Genomic DNA, 24,029 nt, shown 5'->3' with positions numbered 1-24,029 from the left:
AATCAAGAGGTAATCCCGTGCCACAAATCGTCATCCTTCCACATCCCGAGTACTGCCCTGAAGGCGCCGTGCTCGAAGCGCCGACCGGCCAGTCGGTCTGCGACACGCTGCTCGCGAACGATATCGAAATCGAGCACGCGTGCGACCGCGTGTGCGCCTGCACCACCTGCCACGTGCTGATCCGCGAAGGCTTCAATTCGCTCAACGAGCTGGAAGAAGACGAAGAAGACCTGCTCGACCGCGCCTGGGGCCTGGAGCCTGTGTCGCGCCTGTCGTGCCAGGCGATCGTCGGCCAGCAGGACCTGGTGGTCGAGCTGCCGAAATATACGATCAATCACGCGGCTGAAAAAAGCCACTGACCGGAGCGTACGATGAAGTGGAGCGATATCCCGGCCATTGCCGAGGCACTGTACGACCTGTATCCGGACGTCGATCCCGCCACCGTGCGTTTCGTCGACCTGCATAACTGGGTGGTGGCGCTGGACGGCTTCGACGACGACCGCACCCGCGGCGGCGAGAAGGTTCTCGAAGCGATTCAACAGGCGTGGATCGATGAAGCGCGCTGAGACCAGGCAGCAGGGTATGGTCCTGCCGCCGGAAGTGCGTCCCGGCCAATCCATCGAACTGCTGCAGGAACTGCACATCCTCACGCGCGACGGCAAGCTGAATCAGGACAGCCGCCGCAAGCTCAAGCAGGTGTACCACCTGTACCAGTTCATCGAGCCGCTGCTCAAGGAAGTCCAGCAGGACCACCCGGGCATTTCGCTGGTCGACCACGGCGCCGGCAAGTCCTACCTCGGGTTCATCCTGTACGACCTGTTCTTCAAGGGACTGGACGACGGCTCGCGCATCTACGGCATCGAGACGCGTGAAGAACTGGTGCAGAAGTCGACCGAGCTGGCTGCACGCCTTGGCTTTCCGGGCATGTCGTTCCTGAACCTGTCGGTGGCTGAGTCGACCAGGTCGAACCAGCTGCCGGCGCAAATCGACATCGTCACCGCGCTGCACGCCTGTAACACCGCCACCGATGACGCCATTGACTTCGCGCTCAAGAAAAACGCCAAGTTCATGGTGCTGGTGCCGTGCTGCCAGGCCGAGGTGGCCAGCGTCCTGCGCAAGAACAAAGGCAAGGACCTGGGCAAGAGCGCGCTGACCGAAATCTGGCGCCACCCGCTGCACACGCGCGAATTCGGCAGCCAGGTCACCAACGTGCTGCGCTGCCTGCAGCTCGAAGCGCACGGCTACCAGGTCAACGTGACCGAATTGGTGGGCTGGGAGCACTCGATGAAGAACGAATTGATCATCGCCAGCTACAAGAACCTGCCGCGCAAGCGTCCGACCGAGCGCCTGCAGGAAGTGCTGGCGACGCTGGGCCTGGAAGAAATGGGCGAGCGCTTCTACTGCGAGAAACTGGCCGAAGCCGAAACCATGTCGGCGGCTAAATAACACATCAAGAGACGAACATCATGAGCCACCACTGGATCGACCTGCGCAGCGACACCGTTACCCAACCGAGCGGCGCGATGCGTTCCGCCATGCAGGTCGCCGAAGTCGGCGACGACGTGTACGGCGACGACCCGACCGTTAACCGCCTGCAGCAGGTGGCAGCCGAGATGTTCGGGTATGAAGCTGCGCTGTTCGCGCCATCGGGCACCCAGACCAACCTGATCGCGCTGATGGTCCACTGCGACCGCGGCGACGAATACCTGGTCGGCCAGGAAGCGCACACCTTCAAGTACGAAGGCGGCGGCGCGGCGGTCCTGGGCAGCATCCAGCCGCAGCCGATCGCCAACCAGCCTGACGGCAGCATCGCGCTGGCCGATATCGACGCCTACGTCAAGCCGGACGACATCCACTTCGCGCGCACCCGCGTGCTGGCGCTGGAGAACACGATTGGCGGGCGCGTGCTCGGCGCCGACTATATCGCGGCGGCCACCAGCCTGGCGCACGCGCGCGGCCTGGCTACCCACCTCGACGGCGCGCGCATCTGCAATGCCGCGGTCAAGCAGGGCATCAGCCTGCGCGCGGCCGCCGCCGGTTTCGATACCGTATCGGTGTGCCTGTCGAAGGGCCTTGGGGCGCCGGTAGGCTCGGTGCTGTGCGGACCGAAGAAATTCATCGAGCATGGCAAGCGCTGGCGCAAGATGCTCGGCGGCGGCATGCGCCAGGCCGGTATTCTCGCAGCCGCTGGCTTGTACGCGCTGGAGCACAATATCGAGCGGCTGGCCGACGATCACGCCAACGCCGCCGCGCTGGCGCAGGGACTGTCGGCCATCGACGCCCTCAGCGTGAGCGCGCCGCAAACCAATATCTTCTGGATGGACGTGCCGGCAGCGGCCTGCGACCCGTTGCGCGCCGCACTGGAGCGCGCGAACATCCGCGCCACGGTCGGCCCGCGCATGCGCCTGGTGACGCACCTGGACATCAGCGCGGCTGACGTAGAGCGCACCGTCGAGGCATTCACCCAATTTTTCAAAGACTGGCGTAACAACTCATGACCGATTCCTCGATTCGCCTGGCCAAGCGCGTGGCCGAAATGATTCCCTGCTCGCGCGCCGAAGCTGAGCGATACATCGCCGGCGGCTGGGTCAGCGTCGACGGTGCGGTGGCTGAGGATCCAGGCATGCGCGTGCTTGACGCGCAGGATGTCGTGCTGCACCCGGATGCGCGCGCCGACGAGATCCCGCCGGTGACGATCTTGCTGCATAAACCGGCTGGCTACAACGCGGGCATCGGCAGCGACGGCACGCCGGCCTTGAACCTGGTGACGGCCGAAACACTGCTGCCTGCCGATCACGGCAAGCAGCAGCGTTTCCTGAAACGGCATACGGCCAACCTGACGATCGCCTCGCCGCTGGAAACCATGGCCAGCGGGCTGGTGGTGTACACGCAGGACTTCCGCGTCGCGCGCAAGTTGGTGGAAGAGGGCATGCGAGTCGAGAACGAGTACATCGTCGAAACCGCGGGCGCAATCGCCGAGGGCGGCCTGGCGCTGCTCAATCACGGGCTGCCGTTCAATGGCAAGCCGATCGCGCCGATGAAGGTCAGCTGGCAGAACGAGACGCGCCTGCGGTTCGCCGCCAAGGGCGTCAAGCCGGGGCAGCTGGAGCACATGTGCCGGATGGTCGGACTGAAAGTGGTGGGCATGAAGCGCATCCGTATCGGGCGCTTGCCGATGGCCGGGCTGCCTGCGGGGCAGTGGCGCTACCTGCACGACTACGAGCGGTTCTAAGGCTCTTTCAAATCAATTCGGCGGATGCGCGTTCGCGTAAGCGAAACGCATCCGCCGCTTGCTCTTAAAACGCTTCCCAGTCGTCAGCACCACCGGCAACCGCAAGCCGCGGCGACTTGCGTGCGGCCTGGGTTGAAGCGGGACGCGCCGCCGGCTTGGCCGCGCGCTTCGGCGCCGCCGCGACGACGTGCGCGTCACCGACATTGAACACGCTAACCACCTTGGCCAGCGCGCTCGCCTGATCCTGCAGCGAACCGGCGGCAGCGGCGGCTTCCTCGACCAGCGCGGCATTTTGCTGCGTGACCTGGTCCATCTGGCTGATCGCCATATTGATCTGCTCAATGCCGCTGGTTTGCTCGATGCTGGCGGACGCGATTTCGGACATGATGTCGGTAACGCGCGTGATCGACTGGACGATTTCGGTCATGGTGGCGCCGGCCTGGTCGACCAGCTTGCCGCCGGCATCGACCTTGGTGACCGAGTCGTTGATCAGGGTCTTGATCTCTTTCGCGGCGGCGGCCGAGCGTTGCGCCAGGTTGCGTACTTCGGATGCCACGACCGCAAAACCGCGGCCTTGTTCACCGGCGCGCGCCGCTTCCACCGCCGCATTCAGCGCCAGGATATTGGTCTGGAACGCGATGCCGTCGATGACTCCGATGATGTCGACGATCTTGCGCGAGGACTCATTGATCGATGCCATCGTATCGACGACTTCCGACACCACGGTGCCGCCTTTCACCGCCACTTCCGACGCCGACACGGCCAGCGCGTTGGCCTGGCGGGCGTTGTCGGCGTTTTGCTTGACGGTGCTGGTCAGCTCTTCCATCGACGATGCCGTCTCTTCCAGCGAACTGGCTTGCTGCTCGGTGCGTGACGACAGGTCCATGTTGCCCGCTGCGATTTCCTGCGATGCCGTCGAGATCATGTCGGTGCCGCTGTGAACCTGGATGACGGTGGTGCGCAGGCTCTCGTTCATGCGTTTGAGCGCGCCGAGCAGCTGGCCGACTTCATCGCGCGAGTTGACGTCGATCTCGCTGCGCAAGTCGCCCATGGCGACGGTCTCGGCAAGCGTCACCGCATGGGCCAGCGGACGGGTGATGCTGCGCGAGAGGAGCCATGCCATCAGCGTGCCAAGCACCAGTCCGGCTGCGCCGAGCGCCGCCAGGCGGTTGATCGCTTGGGCATACACGTCGTCGATGGTGGCGTCGGCCTGGTCGAACAGTGATTTCTGGAAAATAGCCACGTTCTCAACCGACTTGGTATAGGCGGCCATTGCCGGCAGCAGTTCATTGCGGACCTTGTTGTTGAGGTCATCCATGTTGCCGGCGGGGTCAGCCTTGAGCTTGAACGCGGCGTCGCGGATGCTGACATAGGACTTGCGCTTTTCTCCCACTGCCGTAAACAGGGCTTTGCCTTCATCGCTTTGAATCAGTGTTTCGAGTTCTTTCTGGATTTTTGTGATGTCCGCGCTCGTCTTTTTCATCTCGTCGCCGAAGAACTGTTCATCCTCGGCCGTGGAACTTCGCACCTTGGCGTAGGTCCGGACGGCATTGGTCGCGATGCCTTGGAGCCAGTTCGCCGCCAGGCGCTGTTTGTAGGCGGTGGATTTCATCTCCACTTTGGCGTCCGCAATTTTGGATATCTCCCAAATGCCAACGGCGACCATCGCGGCCATCAGTAGCAGCACGGCGCCAAATGCTGAGCCCAGTCGAACGCCAATTTTTAAATCTGAAATCTTCATCATTGTTCCAATCTTAAAACGAGTCCGCAACGAGAGCGTCAGGGCAAACGAAGTCGGCTTGTCCCAAAGGGACAGGGGGCCGACGTGTATACAGAGTAGCCCAACGGAAAGAAAATGCGCACCAATATGCGGCGCAGGTGTAGGCAACAATATCAATTCCAAAACAAAATGATGTCGCAGCGCAACAGTAGCTGCCCTGTTATTGCGAATAATCAACAAACAATGCTTTTTTCATAGTAGAAAAAGAGTGGTCGTGTGTTGCCACTTGCTTACTCCTCGCCTTAGGCCGGGCTGCTGTATGCTGTGCATCTCTAAGATCGCAGGAGACCGGGTGTGCTGGCGCTTGAGAATATCTTTTGGGCTTGCCTCACTGGCCCACATGCAAAATTTGCTACCGGCACGCCGGCTGCGCTCCGCTTCGCGCCCGGCTTCTCGCCGATCGTCGCCTTTCCCGATGCCAGTCGGCCCGACTTCGCGTCCCTGCGGCCTTTCTGCACGCCGGGCGAGCACTTCTATTGCGAAGGGTGGTCCGGCCAGGTGCCCGACGGATGGGTGATCGAAGCCGAATCCACGATGTACCTGATGGTGTGGGATGCGCCGCCCCCGCCGCACGACGAGGCGCCGGACGCCATTTTGCTCGGGCCGGAGCATGCGCAGCAGGCGTACGACCTGGCGATGCTCACCCGCCCCGGCCCGTTCGGCCCGCGCACGCCGGAACTGGGAGAGTACTTCGGTTATGTGGACAATGGACGCCTGGTCGCGATGGCGGGCGAGCGCGCGGCCGCCACCGGCCTGCGCGAGATCAGCGGCGTGTGCACCCATCCCGATTACCAGGGCAGGGGCTACGCGCGCCGCCTGATGGCAAAGCTGTTGATGCGCCAGATGCAGCGCGGCGAGACCCCGTTCCTGCACGTGATGAGCACCAACGCCAGCGCCCATGCGCTATACCTGCGCATGGGATTCAAGGACTACAAGGAGACGGTGGTGCGCGTGGTGGCGCCGTGCTAGGCGTCAGCGCTTCTTGAGAATCGACCCGAGCACCCCGCGAATGATCTCGCGTCCTACCTGCGAGCCGATGCTGCGCGCCGCCGATTTCATCATCGCCTGAACCGGCGACTCGCGCTTGCTGGAGCCGCCGCCGAACAAACCGCCGAACATCCCGCCAGCGGCTGGCTCCTCAGCCGGTGCTGCCTTGCCTTTCGCCGCGGGTGCCGGCTGCTGAACCGCGGCGGCCGCCGCGACCCTTGCGCTGATCATCTCGTGCGCCGATTCGCGGTCGATGGTCTTTTCATAGACGCCCGCGACCACGGAGCTTGCCGTCACTTGCTGGCGTTCGGCATCGTTAATCGGTCCGATCTGCGAAGCAGGCGGCAGGATGAACGCGCGTTCGACCATGTTCGGGCGTCCCTTCTCATCGAGGAAGGATACCAGCGCCTCGCCCACGCCAAGTCCGGTGATCACCTGCGCGGTGTCCAGCGCGGGGTTGGGGCGGAAGGTTTCAGCGGCGGCCTTGACGGCCTTCTGGTCGCGCGGCGTGTAGGCGCGCAGCGCATGCTGGACGCGGTTGCCCAGCTGTCCGAGCACGGTTTCCGGGATATCCAGGGGATTTTGCGTAACGAAGAAAACGCCGACGCCCTTCGAGCGGATCAGCCGCACCACTTGCTCGATCTTTTGCAGCAGCGCCTTGGGCGCCTCGTCGAACAGCAGGTGCGCCTCGTCGAAGAAGAACACCAGCTTCGGCTTATCGAGATCGCCCACTTCGGGCAGGTTTTCGAACAGTTCCGAGAGCATCCACAGCAGGAACACGGAGTACAGCCGCGGCGCGTTCATCAGCTTGTCGGCGGCCAGGATGTTGACCACGCCCTTGCCGCGCGCATCGGTCTGCAGCAGGTCGTCGATGTTCAGCATCGGCTCGCCGAAGAACTGGTCGCCGCCTTGCTCCTCGATGCCGATCAGCCCGCGCTGGATCGCGCCGATGCTGGCGGCCGAGATGTTGCCGTATTCGGTGCGGTAGTCGGCCGCATTGTCGCCGACGTGCTGCAGCATCGTGCGCAGGTCGCGCGTGTCGAGCAGCAGCATGCCGCTGTCGTCGGCGATCTTGAAGACCAGCTGCAGCACGCCTTCCTGGGTGTCGTTCAGGTTCAGCATGCGCGCCAGCAGCAGCGGGCCGAGGTCGGAGATGGTCGCGCGCACCGGGTGGCCCTTCTCGCCGAACACGTCCCAGAAGGTGACCGGGCAGCCGGCCCACTGCGGCGCATCGACGCCCAGCGACTGCAGGCGCGCGCCCATTTTTTCCGACAGCGCGCCGGCTTTTGCCATGCCGGATAAGTCGCCCTTTACGTCGGCCATGAACACCGGCACGCCGATGCCGGACAGCGCCTGCGCGATGACCTGCAGCGTGACGGTCTTGCCGGTGCCGGTGGCGCCGGTGATGCAGCCATGGCGGTTGACGAGGTTGGAGAGGGGGCCGAGCGTGGAGGAGGTGGCTTTGGCAATCGGCAGCAGCGTGGACATGACGAGACTCGCATGGAATGGAAGTAGTTAATGATACTTCAAGATTCCACGTTCCCGATCATACGTCGATACGTCCCTACGACACTGCGGCCTTGGCCTTTTGCGCCTTGACCGGTTTTGGCAGCTGGATCAGCCGCGTACCGGCGAGGCGGTCATGCAGGAACTGGCCATCCCTGTCGACCAGGGCGCTCAGGCCCCACAGCACGATATTGATCGCCAGCGCCGCGCTGACCTGGGCTTTGCTGGTCAATCCGAATGCGTAGCAGATGGCCAGGGCAGGGAACACCCAGCCCCAGGCAAACACATAGCGCAGCAACGCCGTCTTGAACGGCACGGCCGCATGGCCGACCTTGACCAGCTTGATACGCCAGGTTTTCATCGCCAGCGTGTGGCCGCTGCCAGTCCAGGAGTGGATGAAGTAGGCGCCCGAGGCGAGAAACAGCACGATCTGGCGGCCATATTCCTGCACCGGCCCGCCCTGCAGCTTCTGAGTGAGGAACAGGAACACGAACAGCGCGAACATGACCACGGCGGTCAGCAAAAACGCTTCATAAACCAGGCAGATAAAACGGCGTTTCAGGGTGGGTGTGACGACGAGCGGCTTACTATTTTGCATTTGGTGCGGGCGGTGCCGGCTGGGCCGGTGAGGTGGATGGTGGCGTGTCGCCAGGTTTGGGCGAAGCGGCGCCTGCCTTGCGCTTGCGCGCGGCGTCGGCGGCCAGCTTCTGCTTTTGTTCTTCGGGAAGCTGCTGGTACTGCTGCCACTTGGCGCTGCGCTCGTCCTTGTCGATCTTCTTGACGCGCGCATAGTTTTCGCGCGCGACCTTGCGCTGTTCCGGCGTCAGCTTGACCCAGTCGCGCATGCGGTCATGCATGCGCTGCTGCTCGCCCGGCTGCATCGACGAAAAACGGTTGGCGATCTCCAGCCACTTCTGCTTGCGCACCGCTTCCAGCGTGTTCCACTCGCCCTTGAGCGGCGAGAGCGCCATTTGCTGGGCGGGCGTCAGCTCGGCCCATGACGGCTTGGTTGCGGACGGAACCGCGCCGTGTTTGGGCGGCGCCGACTGTGCGACCGCCACCACACCGGCCAGCATGGCCGCCGCGACGGCGGCTGCGCGTAACAGCTTGACGATCATTGGGTGCGCTCGTCGACGTAGGCGTTGAAGCCCTGGTCGAGATAGGCGGTCAGCGGCAATTCGTCGGACAGTACGCCGGCATCGAGCTCGGCAACTTCAGCGATACGCTGTTCTTCCTGGAACTGGTAGATGCCGGCCAGGCCGGCGACCATCACCATCAACGGCACCGCCACGCCCATGCGGCCGAGCCACTCGAACGACAACAGCGAAGAGGCGTTGCCGGCGATGGCGTGATGAACGGCGCGCAGCGGGCTGGCGTTGGCTTTCTTGCGCGACACGGCGAGCTTGCGCGCGGCAGCGAGTCGGTCCGTCGTCGAAGGCGGCAGGTTGTCGAGGTTGTCGTTCAAGGCATGTCTTACCTTGTACGCAAAATTGAGGTCGTCGGTGTTCATAGTTTAATTCCCTTGGCTTTCAGCGACGCCGCCAGTGTGTGCGTGGCCCGCGAGCAGTGCGTCTTGACGCTGCCCTCCGAACATCCCATCGCCTCGGCCGTTTCAGCCACGTCCATATCCTGCCAGTAACGCATGAGGAAGGCTTCGCGTTGACGCGTCGGCAGCTTTTGTACTTCCGCTTCGATCAGGCCGAGCGTCTGCATGCGCTCGAACTGGTCCGCGGTTGACTCCGATGCCCGCGATCCGTCCTCCGCCTCGTAAGAGTCGAGTATATCAAAATCGTCATGGTCGCCATCGCGCTTTCCCATGCCGGAGAACAGGCTGATCCAGGTATTGCGCACCTTTTCGCGCCGGAAGTAATCGAGGATGGTGTTTTGCAAAATGCGCTGGAACAGCATCGGCAGCTCGGCGGCGGGCTTGTCTCCGTATTTTTCGGCAAGCTTGATCATCGCGTCCTGCACGATATCAAGGGCAGACTCATCCTTGCGGACCGCGTAGACGGCCTGCTTGAATGCGCGCTTTTCTACGTGCGCGAGGAAATCGGAGAGTTCTTTATCGGTCGCCATGCAAAAGGAGGAACGGTATGGCCGGGTGGAAAAACTGAGGCATGCTAGCAAATTACCGGCCTTCTTGCTGGAAATTTACCGTTTTTGCGCCATTTTGCCCTGAAAAAGCGCATTTTTTTATCTTGACCAAAATGGTGCAACGCAGTAAGGTTAGGGACGCTTTGCACTCCCAAAGCTCAGGCCGGTCGCGGCCGGCGCACAATGCCGGCAACGCACTGGCGCGCTTTCATATGTAGGCAGTTTGCTCTAACCCGCGCCACAAGCGTGAGAGGTTCGTACAGCCGCTACAGAAACTCATGCCAAACGAGTTGCGTTTAGCCTCAGTTCGTAACGTACCTATGGGTACGAGAAGGATTGCGGCGACCGCAGAAAGAAGGGAAGCCTGAGCACTGTCGCGGCACGCGTACTTCGTTAGGAAAGAGCATCCGATCACCTCCCAATGGGTTTTGAAAGGAATGTATCATGAGTAACGAAACAACGGCTCCCATCACGGGCGCTGAGATCGTCGTGCGTTGCCTGGCCGAAGAGGGCGTGAAACACGTCTTTGGCTATCCGGGCGGGGCAGTCCTGTATATCTACGACGCCATCTTCCAGCAAGACAAATTCCAGCACGTATTGGTGCGCCACGAACAGGCCGCCGTCCACGCTGCCGACGCCTATTCGCGCAGCTCGAACACCGTTGGCGTCGCCCTCGTCACGTCCGGTCCCGGGGTCACCAACGCCGTCACCGGCCTGTCGACCGCGTACATGGACTCGATCCCGATGGTGGTGATCTCCGGCCAGGTGCCGAGCCACGCCATTGGCCAGGACGCCTTCCAGGAATGCGACACCGTGGGCATCACCCGCCCCGTGGTCAAGCACAACTTCCTGGTCAAGGATGTCCGCGACCTGGCATCGACCATCAAGAAAGCCTTCTTCATCGCCAGGACCGGCCGTCCGGGACCGGTGCTGGTCGATATCCCGAAAGACATCAGCATGCACAAGTGCGTCTACGACTATCCGAAGGATATCGAGATGCGCTCGTACAAGCCGGTCGACAAGGGCCACACCGGGCAGATCCGCAAGGCAGTGCAGATGCTGCTGCAGGCCGAACGCCCGATGATCTACAGCGGCGGCGGCGTCATTCTCGCGAACGCCTCGCCGGAGCTGAACCGCCTGGTCGACAAGCTTGGCTTCCCGGTTACCAACACCCTGATGGGCCTGGGTGCGTACCGCGCGTCGAGCAAGAACTTCGTCGGCATGCCTGGCATGCACGGTACTTACGAAGCGAACATGGCGATGCAGCACTGCGACGTCCTGATCGCCATCGGCGCCCGCTTCGACGACCGCGTGATCGGCAACCCGAAGCACTTTGCATCGAACCCGCGCAAGATCATCCATATCGACATCGATCCATCGTCGATCTCCAAGCGCGTCAAGGTCGATATTCCGATCGTCGGCAACGTCAAGGAGGTGCTGGTCGAGTTCCTCGCCCAGCTCGACGCCGCCGAGGTCAAGCCGAACCCGGCCAACATCACCGACTGGTGGAAGCAGATCGACGAATGGCGCGGACGCGAATGCCTGAAGTACGCCGGCTCCGATACGCTGATCAAGCCGCAGTCGGTAGTTGAAAAGGTATGGGAAGTGACCAAGGGCGACGCCTTCATCACCTCCGACGTCGGCCAGCACCAGATGTGGGCCGCGCAATACTACCCGTTCGACAAGCCGCGCCGCTGGATCAACTCCGGTGGCCTGGGCACGATGGGCGTGGGCCTGCCGTACGCCATGGGCGTGCAGATGGCCAACCCCGGCGCGACGGTTGCCTGCATCACCGGCGAAGGCTCGATCCAGATGTGCATCCAGGAACTTGCCACCTGCAAGCAGTATCACCTGACGCCGAAGATCATCATGCTCAACAACCGCTTCCTCGGCATGGTCCGGCAGTGGCAGGAAATCGACTACGGCTCGCGCTATTCGGAGTCCTACATGGAATCGCTGCCCGACTTTGAAAAGCTGGCCGAAGCGTATGGCCACGTCGGCATGCGCATCGAGAAACCCGGCGACGTCGACGGCGCGCTCAAGGAAGCCTTCGGCATGAAGGACCGCCTGGTGTTCATGAACTTCATCACCGACCAGTCCGAGAATGTCTGGCCGATGGTCAAGTCGGGCAAAGGCCTGTCCGAAATGCTGCTCGGATCGGAGGACCTGTAATGCGCCATATTATTTCTGTATTGCTTGAGAACGAAGCCGGTGCGCTGTCGCGCGTCGTGGGCCTGTTTTCCGCGCGCGGCTACAACATCGAGACCCTGACGGTGGCGCCGACCGAAGACGCCACCCTGTCGCGCATGACGATTGTCACCAGCGGCTCGGACGACATCATCGAGCAGATCACCAAGCACCTGAACCGCCTGATTGAAGTGGTGAAAGTGGTTGACCTCACCGAAGGCCAGCACATCGAGCGCGAGCTCATGCTGATCAAGGTCAGGGCGGTCGGCAAGGAACGCGAAGAGATGAAGCGCACGGCGGACATCTTCCGCGGCCGCATCATCGACGTGACCGAGAAGACCTATACGATCGAACTGACCGGCAACAAGGGCAAGCTCGACGCGTTCATCGACTCGATCGACCGCGCCTCCATCCTCGAAACGGTGCGAACCGGCGGATCGGGCATCGGCCGCGGCGAACGCATCCTCAAAGTTTAATTATTTAATCCCACACAAAAAAATACAGGAACCCACACCATGAACGTTTTCTACGACAAAGACTGCGACCTCTCCCTCGTTAAAGGCAAGAACGTCGCCATCATCGGCTACGGCTCGCAAGGCCACGCGCACGCACAGAACCTGAACGACTCCGGCGTCAACGTCACCGTTGGCCTGCGCAAAGGCGGCGCCTCGTGGAACAAGGTTGAGCAGGCGGGCCTGAAGGTTGCCGAAGTCAACGACGCGATCAAGGCCGCCGACATCATCATGATCCTGCTGCCGGACGAGAACATCGCCCAGGTCTACAGCGAGAACGTCGCGCCGCACGCCAAGCAAGGCGCGGTGCTGGCCTTCGCGCACGGCTTCAACGTCCACTACGGCCAGGTTGTGCCGCGCGCCGACCTCGACGTCATCATGATCGCGCCAAAGGCGCCGGGCCACACCGTGCGCGGCACCTACGCGGCAGGCGGCGGCGTGCCGCACCTGATCGCGGTGTACCAGGACAAGTCCGGTTCGGCGCGCGACATCGCGCTGTCGTATGCGATGGCCAATGGCGGCGGCCGCGCCGGCATCATCGAAACCAATTTCCGTGAAGAGACCGAGACTGACTTGTTCGGCGAGCAAGCAGTGCTGTGCGGCGGTGCGGTCGAGCTGATCAAGGCTGGCTTCGAGACCCTGACCGAAGCGGGCTACGCGCCGGAAATGGCGTACTTCGAGTGCCTGCACGAGCTCAAGCTGATCGTCGACCTGATCTACGAAGGCGGCATTGCCAACATGAACTATTCGATCTCGAACAATGCGGAATACGGCGAGTATGTCACCGGCCCGCGCATTGTTACCGAGCAGACCAAGGAAGCGATGCGCCAGTGCCTGAAGGACATCCAGACCGGCGAATACGCGAAGAGCTTCATTCTTGAAAACAAGGCCGGCGCCCCGACGCTGATCTCGCGCCGCCGCCTGACGTCCGAGCACCAGATCGAGCAGGTCGGTGAGAAGCTGCGCGCGATGATGCCTTGGATTGCCAAGAACAAGCTGGTGGATCAGTCCAAGAACTAAGCAAGTCATGCATGGGTTCCCGCCTGCGCGGGAACGACGATTTGCCGTCGTTCCGGCGCAGGCGGAAACCCTATGATCCGCCCATTCCCACCAAGGTTACAAATCAACCAATGTGCAACCATATATTTCCGTGGCACAGCGATTATTGATTTGATTGTATTGTTGATACTACGCGGTCGCCCGCACATCAACCCTTGGAGAAAAACAATGTCGCTCAAAACCATCCTCGTCCTCGCCAGTGTCGCACTGGCATCGCAAGCAGCATTCGCCCAATCGACCAGCGGCACCATGGTCGTCGTCCCGGCCTTCGGTGAAGTCACCCACGCCAACGACGAGGCGCTTGCGCACTTCATGATTGAAGAGCAGGACAAGGACAAGGCCGCGGCGGCTTCGCGCGTCAACCAGAAAATGAAGCAGGGCACCGAGATCATCCGCAAGGAAGATCCGCAGGCCAAGCTGAAGACCTACGGCTACTACACCTACCCGGTGCATTCGGAAGTGCGCCCGTTGCCGAACGGCACCATGCCAAAGCCAAGCATCGTCGGCTGGCGCGTCGGGCAGTACCTGGAAGTCAAGACGAATAACCTGACGGGGTTGCCGAAAACCACCGCTGCCGCCCAGAAAGTACTGGGTCTGAATGGCCTGAACTACGGCCTGTCGGCGGAAACCACCAAAAAGCTGGATGACCAGCGCATTGCCGTCACCTACCGCAACCTGAACGAGCGGATCGCGTCGATTGCCAAGGCGATGGGCCGCCAGCCAGGCGAAGCCGTGCTCGATACGGTCGATTTCGAAGGCTCAGGCAACTATGCCGGCGCTCCGCAGCAAATGGAGATGGCCAGCATGCGCTCTGCCAAGATGGCTGACTCCGGCCAGGTCGCCGAACCCAGCTTCGAGCCGGGCGAAACCACCCTCCAAATGCGTCTCGTAGGAAAGGTGAAATTCAAGTAACAGTATCTGTTCGCTAAGTTGACGGGCTGCCCACTATAATAAGGTAGCCCGGCATACCTGGGCACAGGCGCGCCTGAACCTGGCGCGGCCGCAAAGAGCGACACAATCACTTGAAACGGAAACTTATGCCCACCTTCCCACGCCGCCGAAAGCCCGGAACCCTGTCCGCGAAAGCCGCGAAAATTCCCCGTTTCCGCCGCCGCCCGAAATTCGATGCCGACGGCATGCCGGTGCGCTCGCGCGGGATCTACCTGCTGCCAAACGCCTTCACCACAGCGGCGCTGTTCTGCGGCTTCTACGCGATCGTCATGTCGATGAACCAGCGTTTCGAATACGCCGCGTGGGCGATCTTTATCGCGATGATCCTCGATAGCCTGGACGGCCGCATCGCGCGCCTGACCAACACCCAGTCCGAATTCGGCGCCCAGTACGACAGCCTGTCCGACATGGTGTCGTTCGGCGCCGCACCGGCGCTGGTGATTTACGAATGGTCGCTGCGCGGCTTGGGCAAGCTTGGCTGGATCGCCGCCTTCGTCTACTGCGCCGGCGCCGCGCTGCGCCTGGCCCGCTTCAACACCAATATCGAAGTCGTCGACAAGCGCTTCTTCCAGGGCTTGCCAAGCCCTGCGGCGGCGGCGATGGTGGCGGGCTTTGTGCTGCTGATGGACGACCTGTTAATCAGCGGCTTCCAATTGCCGTGGATCTCGTTCGGCATCGCGCTGTTCGCCGGACTGACGATGGTCACCAACGTACCGTATTACAGCTTCAAGGACGTGAACTTCCGCAAGTCGGTACCGTTCATCGTGGTGTTCCTGATCGCACTGGCGCTGGCGCTGGTATCGATCGACCCGCCGAAAGTCCTGATGCCGATCTTTGTTTTATATGGTTTGTCCGGTTATGCCGTGTACCTGTGGCGCCTTGCAAAAGGCAAGCCCGTGTCCATCGTGCAGACCGACGACGAGCCGGTTGACGCGAGCGAGCGCCGCTGACCGTCGACTTTGGTCGATGGCGGGGCGCCTGCTATTTATTTAGCTATGACGGAGCCCCTCCATGACCAACTCGAACCGCCTCATCATTTTTGATACGACCCTGCGCGACGGCGAGCAATCGCCGGGCGCTTCGATGACCCGCGACGAAAAAGTCCGCATCGCGCGCCAGCTTGAGCGCCTGCGGGTCGACGTGATTGAAGCCGGCTTCGCCGCTGCCTCGCCGGGCGACTTCGAAGCGATCCGCGCGATCGCCAGCGTCATCAAGGACTCCACCATTTGCTCGCTGTCGCGCGCCAATGAGCGCGACATCGCACGCGCCGCCGAAGCGTTGATGCCGGCGCCGCGCAAGCGTATTCACACCTTTATCGCCACCTCGCCGCTGCACATGCAGATCAAGCTGCGCATGCAGCCGGAGCAGGTACTGGAACAGGCCAAGCAGGCAATCCGCTACGCGCGCCAGTACACCGACGACATCGAGTTCAGCCCGGAAGACGGCAGCCGCTCGGAAGAAGACTTCCTGTGCCGCGTGCTGGAAGCGGTGATCGCCGAAGGCGCCACCACCATCAACTTCCCCGACACCGTCGGCTACGCGGTGCCGGAAGTGTTCGGCGAAACCATCCGCCGCCTGCGCGAGCGCATTCCCAATTCCGACGAGGCCGTATGGTCGGTCCACTGCCACAACGACCTTGGCCTCGCGGTCGCCAATTCGCTGGCCGGCGTCACCATCGGCGGCGCGCGCCAGATCGAATGCACCATCAACGGCCTGGGCGAACGCGCAGGGAACACGGCGCTGGAAGAAGTGGTGATGGCGGTGCGCACGCGTCCGGACATCTTCAAGCTCGAATTGGGCATCGATACCACGCAGATCGTGGCCGCATCCAAGATGGTCTCGCAGATCACCGGCTTCGCAGTACAGCCGAACAAGGCGGTGGTCGGCGCCAACGCCTTTGCACACGCCTCGGGCATCCACCAGGACGGCATGCTCAAGTCGCGCGAGACCTACGAGATCATGCGCGCGGAAGACGTGGGCTGGGCCGCCACCAAGATCGTGCTGGGCAAGCTCTCCGGCCGCAACGCCTTCAAGCAGCGCCTGCAGGAGCTGGGCATCGACCTCAAGACCGAGGAAGAAGTGAACGCCGCATTCGCGCGCTTCAAGGAGCTGGCCGACCGCAAGTCGGAGATCTTCGACGAGGACATCATGGCGCTGGTATCGGATGAAGAACACGCGAGCGAAGGCGAGCATTACCGCTTCGTGTCGCTTGCGCAGCAGTCCGAAACGGGCAAGACACCGACGGCCAAAGTGGTGTTTACCATGGACGGCAAGGAGCACACCTGCGAAGGGCAGGGCGACGGCCCGGTCGACGCGACAGTCAACGCGATTGAAAAGCAGGCCGCCAGCGGCGCCGAGCTGGTGCTGTTCTCGATTAATGCGATCAGCAATGGCACCGAATCGCAAGGCGAAGTGACCATGCGCCTGTCGCGTTCGGGCAGGATCGTCAATGGTGTGGGGTCCGACCCGGACATCGTCGTGGCCTCGGCGAAAGCCTATCTGTCAGGGCTGAACAAACTCCACTCGAAGATCGAGCGGGTCAATCCGCAGCTGTAGAGCCGTCGCTCCCGCGAATGCGGGAGCCCATGCCGAGTCGGGCATGCGGCGCTACCAATCCTGCTTCGTCGCGGCCTGTTCGTCGGTGTCGCAATTGGTCAGCTTCGGCTTTATTCCATGCTGCATGGTATCGATGCCATCGGGCGCGTGGTTCGACTCGACCGTGATGCAATAGGTACCGTTCGCCCCGACTACCCGATAGCGGCGCCGGCCGTACCCGCCCGGGTCAATGATCTCAGTCACCTTGGGCGCCTCGTACCATTTGTTCGGCGCCATGTCGTGGGCCTTTTGCATCGCGCGTTCCAGGCGCATCTGGGTGGAGACCGGTTTCGCGCGAATCAGCTTGCTCGTGTTCGCTTCTTGCAAACCGCGATCGATTTCCCCGACGGCGCTGCGCGCGCGGTCAAGCAGACCTATTACCGGAGCAGGTGTCGGCGCGTCTTGCAAGGCAACATCGGCTGGCAAAGATGGAGCCTCATCCGATGGCGCCACCGGCGCTGCCGACGCCTGCGGCCGGGGCGCTGCGGCAACAGGCTTTGATACCTGCGGCTTCGGCTTTGGCGCCGCGACGGGTTCAGCCTTCGGAACCAGCAGCCATTGAATCCGGCTGCCGGCGTCGCTGTCCTCATGGTCACGAATGCGGCTATTGAGATGCCAGCCGTACACGATAACCAGATGCATGCCGAGCGTCAGCGCAAGCGCGCCCACGCGGCGGTCATTTCGGAGGAGGGGCGAAGTCAGCATCATTCAGCAGAATCATAAACAAGAACCAGCCTCGGCTGATTGTCTTGCCAATCTTTCCGTGGCAGCATACCGCTACCCTCAACCACACCGAACTTCGAAAGGATTGCCATGAACAGCAACGCCGTTGGATGGTTTGAAATCTACGTGCAGGACATGGAGCGTGCGAAGGCTTTTTACGAAGGCGTATTCGGCACACCGCTGGCTCCGCTGCCGAGTCCGGGAATCGAGATGCTGGCATTTCCGATGGACTCGGAACGCTACGGCTCACCCGGCGCGCTGGTGAAAATGCCGGGTATTCCGTCAGGCGGAAACAGTGTTCTGGTCTACTTCGTATGCGATGATTGCGCGGTTGAGGCGGCGAAGGCGGCCACTTTCGGCGGCAAGGTCGAAAAAGAGAAATTCTCCATCGGTGAGTATGGTCACATCGCCCTGGTCACCGATACCGAGGGCAATATGATCGGCCTGCATTCGATGGAATAACCGCGTTAGCCTGGCTGGTCGAAACTGACGGGTTCGGCGCCGCCGCCCCTGCGTTTAATGACGACGGTGCCGGCCATCTTGTCATGCCAGCCCTGCTTGCGCGAATCGAAGCCTACCCAGATCAGTCCAAGGCAAAGCGGAATGGTAGACACGAAATAGCCGAGGTAACGGATGACAAACTGCCCCGCGGTTGGTTTGCCGCCCGTCCTGGCGTCGACAATGGTCGCGCCGATCGCGATTTTGCCGGGCGTTGCTGAAAGCCTGATCCAAAGCAGGATCACTGCAACTGCCGGGAGCAGGTAAGACACCACGAAGTCGGCGGGGCCGGCGACCAGCGCGTCACTTTCCCAATAGCTGGCTCCGTAAATGGTCCATAACAACGGCACGGTGACGATCATCAAAATGATGGTGTCGATGATCGTGGCGCCGACGCGCGACCAAAAGCCCGCGTATTCGACGTCCGACAATTGTTGTTCCATTGGTGCCCGTTCCGCGTTGACGATGAGATGTTGCTGACGATAACACCCGATCAACCATCGCGCAATGCGCGCGGCATACGCGTTTTCCTGCGGCGTCCACTGCCGGGTTGGACCGGCCGCTAGTCGCGGAAGAAACGCTTTTCCTCGTACATCGGGTCGGGCCCGTTCTGCATCATCGACAGCACGCCGCTGCGGTCGAAGTGAACGTGCATCATCGAGTTCCACACGCCCGCTTCCTTGTACCGGTACGACCAGACTTCCAGCTGTGGCAGCGACAGGAACGAGGTCTCCGCGGACCTGCCGATGGTGCGCAGCACGTCTTCCTTGGCTGCCTTGCCGATCTTGAGCGTGGTGAACTTCTCGCCGGTGAGCACTGGCCGACCGCAAGTCGGAGATCTTCGATGAGGACATCATGGCGCTGGTATCGGATGAAGAGCACGCGAGCGAAGGCGAGCATTACCGCTTCGTGTCGCTGGCGCAGCAGTCCGAAACGGGCAAGACACCGACGGCCAAAGTGGTGTTTACCATGGACGGCAAGGAGCACACCTGCGAAGGGCAGGGCGACGGCCCGGCCGACGCGACAGTCAACGCGATTGAAAAGCAGGCCGCCAGCGGCGCCGAGCTGGTGCTGTTCTCGATTAATGCGATCAGCAATGGCACCGAATCGCAAGGCGAAGTGACCATGCGCCTGTCGCGGTCGGGCAGGATCGTCGATGGTGTGGGGTCCGACCCGGATATCGTCGTCGCGTCAGCCAAGGCGTATCTGTCAGGGCTGAACAAGCTGCATTCAAAAATCGAGCGGGTCAATCCGCAGCTATAAACGTACCCGGCCTGGCTTTTGGCAACATGCACATTCGCCCGAAACCTCGTTGGCCAAGACCGCAGGCGGACGGATTACGAATGGCCGATCTTCGCCTTGTCAGTAGGTCTTTTTTTCGGTCGTTTTTCCATGACGGCCCAAACGGCAACAGCGGCTACCGTCAGCGGTAGGATAATTATCCAGAAGGCGAATGTCGCAGATACGCCTGGTTGAAGCTCGAAATTTGCTAAAGGGCCGAAAGCCAACAAATGAACGATCGAGATCGCAATGGAAGCTGTTAGCCAGCGCGCTCGGATTATTTTTGCAAGCGCGGTTGCTAACAATAAAATAGAGACGGAAATCGCCCACCCTAAGCCGGGCGCTGCGATGCCAAATACCAACGCAAGTCCTGAGAGGCAAGCGATCGTGAGCCCCATAAAAGTATTTAATCGGGGTATTTTTCCCTCATGGGAGCCAGTCTGTTTGGTCATCGGACCTCTTGTGCTAACGAGTACGGCCACATTGCCCTGGTCACTGATACCGAAGGCAATATGATCGGCCTGCATTCCATGGCGTAGGCGGCAGTTTAGCCTGCTTGGTCGAAGCGGACTGGCACGGCCCCGCCAGCCTTCCGCTTGACCACGACCGTGCCGGCCATCTTGTCGTGCCAGCCCTGCTTGCGCGGATCGATGCCAACCCAGATCAATCCGAGGAACAGTGGGATGGTGGAGACGAAATAGCCGAGGTAGCGGATGAGAAACTGGGAGGTCCCTGGTTTGCCGCCGGTCCGGGCATCGACCACGGTTGCGCCAATCGCCATCTTTCGCTGGGTTGCCGAAAACTTGATCCACAGCAGGATGACGGCGACTGCCGGCAGAACATAGGAAATAAGGAAGCCGGCCGGGCCAGCGACGAACGATGTGTTCTCCCAGTAGCTGGTACCGTAAAAGGCCAGCAGCAGCGGTATCGAGACGATCATGAGAATGATGGTGTCGATCAGCGTTGCCCCAACCCGAGACCAAAACCCAGCGTATTCGATCTCGGACTCTTGTTGCTGCAGCATTTTTACTCCGCGTGTGGTGGTCTTGCGACCGACAATACCCCCCTACATAGACAGCAATCTGTAATGCATAGACGCTTGTTCCGTCGCACCGAAGATCCCTCATCTGAACGTGTATGAAAGTCGCTGATGCGTTATGCATATTGGCAAGTAACTTAATAAACTTGCAACTTGGAGCGTGTGTTTCTGGTAAGCTACTTCCAATTCAATTTAACGGTTAATCATTTCTATGACGCACGCAGCCGACGACTTCCCAGGGGATTCCTCAACCACTGGCGTACTGACGGTTGGCGGCACGCTGACTGGGCGTATTGACCGTGAGTATGATTCGGACTGGGTGAAAGTCGACCTTGTTGCAGGTACCTCGTACGTCTTTTCGATGCCATCGCATCCTACCGGATTGGGTGGCTTCACGTCGTTCAGTTCTACTGAACTCGCACTGCGCGGTCCCGGTGGCGCACTGCTCTGGGACCAGTCTGGCTCAGGGCAGTTCGGCCCCACCTTCGAGTACACGGCGAAGGTGTCTGGTAGCTACTTCCTTGAGACGCGAAGCTGGAACCCTGACGCACACCAATACGGCAGCTACAACGTGGCCGCTGCCATCAAGCCGGCAGTGGCTGATGATTTCGCCAGCAATGCCACGACAGCAGGGGTGTTGGTCGCATCAGGAAAAGCCAGTGGCACTTTCGAGTTCGCCGGCGATATCGACTGGTTCCGGTTCCGGGCAGAAGCCGGCAAGCATTATTCGTTCGGCAGCGAGACAGTAGCGCCCTTCGTATCACCCGGGGGCATGCAGATATTCGACAGCAACGGTGTCGAGTATCCGATCTACCCCTTCAATCCATCGGTAACCGGCGATTATTATGTTGCTGTCGGTTCGCACCAGCCCGGGACGTATTCGATTGTCTCGCGCACGCTGGCCACCGATGACTATGCAGGGGACATGAGCACCACCGCAGTCCTGCGTGCCGGCGCCGATATCACAGGCGCGATCCAGTTCCGCGCCGACACGGATTACATCAAGACGACCCTTGCCGCGGGTGTTGCGTACACGTTCGAACTTGCTGCCCATCTCTCGGATATTTCTGCTCTCAGTATTTCTCTGAGAAACGCGGCCGGGGAATGGGTGCCGCTGTCGCAATCGTCACCAGCGGCGGGGAGGGCGACATTGACGTTCACGCCGGCCACCGCAGGCGACTACTACTTCGTCGTCGATGGCGAACAATTATTCAATGGCGTGACGCGCAGCCCTTACACACTGAAATGGGTGCGTCCGGTCGCGGGCGATGACTTTGGAGACAATTACGCCAACGCTAGTGCCGTCGCGCTCGGCGCCACCGTCAGCGGCGTGCTCGACGGCGCTGGCGATATCGACGTCTTGAAACTGGACCTGCAGGCCGGTAAAAGCTACGTGTTCGAAATGGCATCCGGCAGGGCGGGCACCGGCGTGGGCATGGCCATTTCGACTGTTGCCGGAGGCGTGTACTCAGAAGGAGGCATGCTGCTTTCGCACACCTTCACACCGCAAAGTAGCGGCACCTATTATGTGTCGGCATCGGCAGGACCGACGGGCGGCGCATTCACGTTCAAAGCCACACTTGAGACCGATGATTTCGGCGTGACCGCGGCGACGGCCGGAAAACTGGTCATCGGCAGTTCCGTCTCCGGCAAGCTGACGTCGGGCGGCGGTGACCGCGACTGGTTTGGCGTTACCTTGACCGCTGGCCAGCGTTACTCGTTCACTACCGCGAGCGCCGATGCGACCAGCTTCGACGCGTCGGTTATCGCAAAAATCCTCGATTCCAACGGCAACCCTTTGGCAAGCAGTCCGTCGTGGAGCCTGGATGGGCTGGAGCTGACGTTCGCCGCTGCGACAAGCGGGAAATACTTTTTTGAATTATCGGCGCCGAGCGGCAGTGGGGCCTACACGATCGCCGCCAAGCAAATTCCAAACGACGACTTCGGGCACACCAGTGCAACTGCTGGCCGCCTCACCGAGGGGGTGTCCCAGGCTGGCGCCCTGGAGGTGATGGGCGACCGCGACAGCTTCAAGCTGGCGGTCACTGCAGGCAACCAATACGTTATCGAGGTCAAGACCCGGCCGGTCGCCGACTCGTTCGGCTATACGGATATCGAGGTAGTCGATGGCAGCGGCGTGTCCCGTGTTGGACAGGGAACCGGCGATTTCAGCTTGGGCTATCAATATGTTGTGGTGGACGCGACCTCGTCCGGCGACTATCTGGTGACCATGGATGGCGCAGCGGGCGGCGGTGTGGGATCGTATGCGATCAATGCCTATTCCGTCGGGCGCGACGACTTCGGCTCTACCGGGTCGACAGCGGGTGTTGTCGCCATCAACGGCCAAACCAAAGGCAGGCTCGAACATATCTTTGATGAAGACGCGTTCAAGGTGTCGCTAACAGCCGGCAAGACATATGCCTTCGAACTGATCGGCGTGCTCGGTGGCGGCGGTACTCTGGATACACAGAGCGGCTCCATCTTCAGATTGCTTGGGCCCGACGCGATGCGGCTCGATACGATCGCAACGGAAGCCAATCGCGGCTCGCCTTACATCCAGTTTACGGCACGGGAAACGGGCGACTATTTCCTGTTAGCCCATGGGTATGATAAAAATGCCGGAACGTACACCGTCAAGGCGACTGAAGTAGTCGACGATACCGTCGCGCCGACCCTGGCGGCGCAGTGGATTTCCAATGGCGCAACCGGCGTCAGCCTCACTGGCGATTTCGTGCTGACCTTCAGTGAAGGCGTTAAAGTTGGTGGTGGCCCGATCTTGCTACGCACGGGATCGGGCGGCGCAATCGCGCTTCAGGCTCCTATCGAAACTGGTAACAAGCTCATCATGGCGGCCGATGCTACGCTGCGCGCGGGCACTACCTATACGCTGGAACTGCCCGTTGGAAGCGTCATGGACTACGCGGGAAATCCGTATGCTGGCGTGAAATCATTTACGTTCACCACGACGGCGATCGCCAGTACAGCCACGACAGGCAATGACTTGATGACGGGCTTTGGCAATGGCACCCGCATTGATGGCGGCGCTGGCATCGATACCGCCCCGTATGCCGAGAGCATGGCAAATTACCGCGTGGTGCGCAACGGCGGCGATGCCCTGGTCGTCTATCGGAATGGGGCCACAGGCGATGCTTTGACCGGCATTGAACGCCTGCTGTTTGCCGATGGCGCCATTGCCCTCGACATCAGCGGGAACGCCGGGCAGGCCTACCGCCTGTACCAGGCGGCGTTCGACCGCGCTCCCGACCATGGCGGGCTCGGCTATTGGATTGCGCAGATGGATCGCGGCATGGCCCTCACCACGGTGGCCAGCAACTTCGTCGCCAGCGACGAGTTCCGCACGCTGTACGGCGCCTCGCCAACGAACGCGCAGTTCGTCGATCTACTCTACGACAACATCCTGCACCGCAAAGGGGAGCAGGGCGGAATCGATTTCTGGGTGAACTCGCTCGCCAATGGCGCGACGCGTGACCAAGTGCTGACGGGTTTCAGCGAATCGGCGGAGAACCAGGGCGCGCTCGCCAGCGTGATCGGTAACGGTTTTCTTTACCAGCCATACGGCTAAGG

25 protein-coding genes and 1 pseudogene are annotated in these 24,029 nt (G+C 61.3%); 15 read left to right on the top strand and 11 right to left on the bottom strand.

Annotated features, from left to right (window positions below; genetic code table 11):
- Positions 1-17: 17 nt before the first annotated feature.
- The 5 genes from fdx to I4X03_RS13780 are packed head-to-tail and all read left to right on the top strand — an operon-like array spanning position 18 to position 3,232.
- Positions 18-359, top strand: a complete 342-nt coding sequence (gene fdx / locus I4X03_RS13800) for an ISC system 2Fe-2S type ferredoxin (RefSeq protein ID WP_223468813.1) — start codon at positions 18-20, stop codon at positions 357-359.
- Positions 360-371: 12 nt separating this feature from the next.
- Positions 372-566 carry a Fe-S cluster assembly protein IscX gene (gene iscX, locus I4X03_RS13795; RefSeq protein ID WP_223468812.1) on the top strand — a complete coding sequence of 65 codons (195 nt, stop codon included), beginning with the start codon at positions 372-374 and terminating at the stop codon, positions 564-566.
- Positions 553-1,446, top strand: coding sequence for a class I SAM-dependent methyltransferase (locus I4X03_RS13790; RefSeq protein WP_223468811.1), 894 nt, complete (start codon positions 553-555; stop codon positions 1,444-1,446). The genes iscX and I4X03_RS13790 overlap by 14 nt, the downstream gene beginning before the upstream one ends.
- Before the next feature lie 20 nt (positions 1,447-1,466).
- Positions 1,467-2,498, top strand: coding sequence for a low-specificity L-threonine aldolase (ltaE, locus tag I4X03_RS13785; protein WP_223468810.1), 1,032 nt, complete (start codon positions 1,467-1,469; stop codon positions 2,496-2,498).
- Positions 2,495-3,232, top strand: coding sequence for an rRNA pseudouridine synthase (locus tag I4X03_RS13780; protein WP_223468809.1), 738 nt, complete (start codon positions 2,495-2,497; stop codon positions 3,230-3,232). Before ltaE ends, I4X03_RS13780 begins: the two co-directional genes overlap by 4 nt.
- Before the next feature lie 64 nt (positions 3,233-3,296).
- Here the strand turns inward: I4X03_RS13780 and I4X03_RS13775 are convergent, their stop codons facing one another.
- Positions 3,297-4,973 carry a methyl-accepting chemotaxis protein gene (locus tag I4X03_RS13775; RefSeq protein WP_223469056.1) on the bottom strand — a complete coding sequence of 559 codons (1,677 nt, stop codon included), beginning with the start codon at positions 4,971-4,973 and terminating at the stop codon, positions 3,297-3,299.
- Between the two features lie 333 nt (positions 4,974-5,306).
- Between I4X03_RS13775 and I4X03_RS13770 the strand changes: the two genes are divergently transcribed.
- Positions 5,307-5,981, top strand: coding sequence for a GNAT family N-acetyltransferase (locus tag I4X03_RS13770; protein ID WP_223468808.1), 675 nt, complete (start codon positions 5,307-5,309; stop codon positions 5,979-5,981).
- Between the two features lie 3 nt (positions 5,982-5,984).
- Here I4X03_RS13770 and I4X03_RS13765 read toward each other — a convergent pair whose 3' ends face one another.
- The 5 genes from I4X03_RS13765 to I4X03_RS13745 all read right to left on the bottom strand — a co-directional run bounded on the left by I4X03_RS13765 (position 5,985) and on the right by I4X03_RS13745 (position 9,581).
- On the bottom strand, positions 5,985-7,487 hold the full coding sequence (locus I4X03_RS13765; RefSeq protein WP_223468807.1) for a helicase HerA-like C-terminal domain-containing protein: 1,503 nt from the start codon (positions 7,485-7,487) through the stop codon (positions 5,985-5,987).
- A 76-nt stretch (positions 7,488-7,563) separates the two neighbouring features.
- Positions 7,564-8,103 (bottom strand): RDD family protein, encoded by a 540-nt coding sequence (locus I4X03_RS13760; protein WP_223468806.1) that lies wholly within the window; start codon positions 8,101-8,103, stop codon positions 7,564-7,566.
- Complete coding sequence (locus I4X03_RS13755) at positions 8,093-8,623, bottom strand: DUF3106 domain-containing protein (RefSeq protein ID WP_223468805.1); 531 nt, start codon at positions 8,621-8,623, stop codon at positions 8,093-8,095. The genes I4X03_RS13760 and I4X03_RS13755 overlap by 11 nt, the downstream gene beginning before the upstream one ends.
- The gene (locus I4X03_RS13750; RefSeq protein ID WP_223468804.1) at positions 8,620-9,015 is read right to left on the bottom strand and encodes a DUF3619 family protein; all 396 of its coding nucleotides are present in this window, start codon (positions 9,013-9,015) and stop codon (positions 8,620-8,622) included. The genes I4X03_RS13755 and I4X03_RS13750 overlap by 4 nt, the downstream gene beginning before the upstream one ends.
- Positions 9,012-9,581 carry an RNA polymerase sigma factor gene (locus I4X03_RS13745; protein WP_223468803.1) on the bottom strand — a complete coding sequence of 190 codons (570 nt, stop codon included), beginning with the start codon at positions 9,579-9,581 and terminating at the stop codon, positions 9,012-9,014. The genes I4X03_RS13750 and I4X03_RS13745 overlap by 4 nt, the downstream gene beginning before the upstream one ends.
- Positions 9,582-10,043: 462 nt before the next feature.
- Between I4X03_RS13745 and I4X03_RS13740 the strand changes: the two genes are divergently transcribed.
- From I4X03_RS13740 to I4X03_RS13715, 6 genes are all read left to right on the top strand, one after another.
- Positions 10,044-11,771, top strand: a complete 1,728-nt coding sequence (locus I4X03_RS13740; protein ID WP_223468802.1) for an acetolactate synthase 3 catalytic subunit — start codon at positions 10,044-10,046, stop codon at positions 11,769-11,771.
- Positions 11,771-12,262, top strand: a complete 492-nt coding sequence (gene ilvN, locus I4X03_RS13735) for an acetolactate synthase small subunit (RefSeq protein WP_223468801.1) — start codon at positions 11,771-11,773, stop codon at positions 12,260-12,262. The genes I4X03_RS13740 and ilvN overlap by 1 nt, the downstream gene beginning before the upstream one ends.
- A gap of 39 nt (positions 12,263-12,301) precedes the next feature.
- Positions 12,302-13,318 carry a ketol-acid reductoisomerase gene (ilvC, locus tag I4X03_RS13730; protein ID WP_223468800.1) on the top strand — a complete coding sequence of 339 codons (1,017 nt, stop codon included), beginning with the start codon at positions 12,302-12,304 and terminating at the stop codon, positions 13,316-13,318.
- Between the two features lie 207 nt (positions 13,319-13,525).
- Complete coding sequence (locus I4X03_RS13725) at positions 13,526-14,269, top strand: SIMPL domain-containing protein (protein ID WP_223468799.1); 744 nt, start codon at positions 13,526-13,528, stop codon at positions 14,267-14,269.
- A 125-nt stretch (positions 14,270-14,394) separates the two neighbouring features.
- The gene (gene pssA, locus I4X03_RS13720; protein ID WP_223468798.1) at positions 14,395-15,258 is read left to right on the top strand and encodes a CDP-diacylglycerol--serine O-phosphatidyltransferase; all 864 of its coding nucleotides are present in this window, start codon (positions 14,395-14,397) and stop codon (positions 15,256-15,258) included.
- Between the two features lie 61 nt (positions 15,259-15,319).
- On the top strand, positions 15,320-16,864 hold the full coding sequence (locus I4X03_RS13715; RefSeq protein WP_223468797.1) for a 2-isopropylmalate synthase: 1,545 nt from the start codon (positions 15,320-15,322) through the stop codon (positions 16,862-16,864).
- Between the two features lie 51 nt (positions 16,865-16,915).
- Here the strand turns inward: I4X03_RS13715 and I4X03_RS13710 are convergent, their stop codons facing one another.
- Positions 16,916-17,611 (bottom strand): hypothetical protein, encoded by a 696-nt coding sequence (locus I4X03_RS13710; protein WP_223468796.1) that lies wholly within the window; start codon positions 17,609-17,611, stop codon positions 16,916-16,918.
- 105 nt (positions 17,612-17,716) lie between these two features.
- Between I4X03_RS13710 and I4X03_RS13705 the strand changes: the two genes are divergently transcribed.
- The gene (locus I4X03_RS13705) at positions 17,717-18,088 is read left to right on the top strand and encodes a VOC family protein (protein ID WP_223468795.1); all 372 of its coding nucleotides are present in this window, start codon (positions 17,717-17,719) and stop codon (positions 18,086-18,088) included.
- Between the two features lie 5 nt (positions 18,089-18,093).
- Here the strand turns inward: I4X03_RS13705 and I4X03_RS13700 are convergent, their stop codons facing one another.
- Complete coding sequence (locus I4X03_RS13700; protein ID WP_223468794.1) at positions 18,094-18,567, bottom strand: RDD family protein; 474 nt, start codon at positions 18,565-18,567, stop codon at positions 18,094-18,096.
- Positions 18,568-18,686: 119 nt separating this feature from the next.
- Positions 18,687-18,941, bottom strand: a complete 255-nt coding sequence (locus I4X03_RS13695) for a hypothetical protein (protein WP_307735367.1) — start codon at positions 18,939-18,941, stop codon at positions 18,687-18,689.
- Between I4X03_RS13695 and I4X03_RS13690 the strand changes: the two are divergent.
- Positions 18,941-19,387 (top strand): annotated as a pseudogene (locus I4X03_RS13690) (alpha-isopropylmalate synthase regulatory domain-containing protein); the annotation flags it as partial. The gene I4X03_RS13695 and the pseudogene I4X03_RS13690 overlap by 1 nt on opposite strands.
- A gap of 74 nt (positions 19,388-19,461) precedes the next feature.
- Here the strand turns inward: I4X03_RS13690 and I4X03_RS13685 are convergent.
- Entirely contained in the window at positions 19,462-19,857 is a 396-nt protein-coding gene (locus I4X03_RS13685; RefSeq protein WP_223468793.1) for a hypothetical protein, read from the bottom strand.
- Positions 19,858-19,952: 95 nt separating this feature from the next.
- Positions 19,953-20,429 carry an RDD family protein gene (locus tag I4X03_RS13680; protein WP_223468792.1) on the bottom strand — a complete coding sequence of 159 codons (477 nt, stop codon included), beginning with the start codon at positions 20,427-20,429 and terminating at the stop codon, positions 19,953-19,955.
- A gap of 226 nt (positions 20,430-20,655) precedes the next feature.
- On the opposite strand from I4X03_RS13680, the gene I4X03_RS13675 reads away from it, so the two are divergent.
- A complete protein-coding gene (locus I4X03_RS13675) occupies positions 20,656-24,027 on the top strand; it encodes a DUF4214 domain-containing protein (RefSeq protein ID WP_223468791.1) in 3,372 nt (1,123 codons plus the stop codon).
- The last annotated feature ends 2 nt before the right edge of the window (positions 24,028-24,029 follow it).

The sequence above is a fragment of the Massilia soli genome (genome assembly GCF_016809835.1).
Classification (GTDB): Bacteria; Pseudomonadota; Gammaproteobacteria; order Burkholderiales; family Burkholderiaceae_D; genus Telluria_A; species Telluria_A soli.
This window is presented reverse-complemented; position numbering and strand designations above follow the sequence as displayed.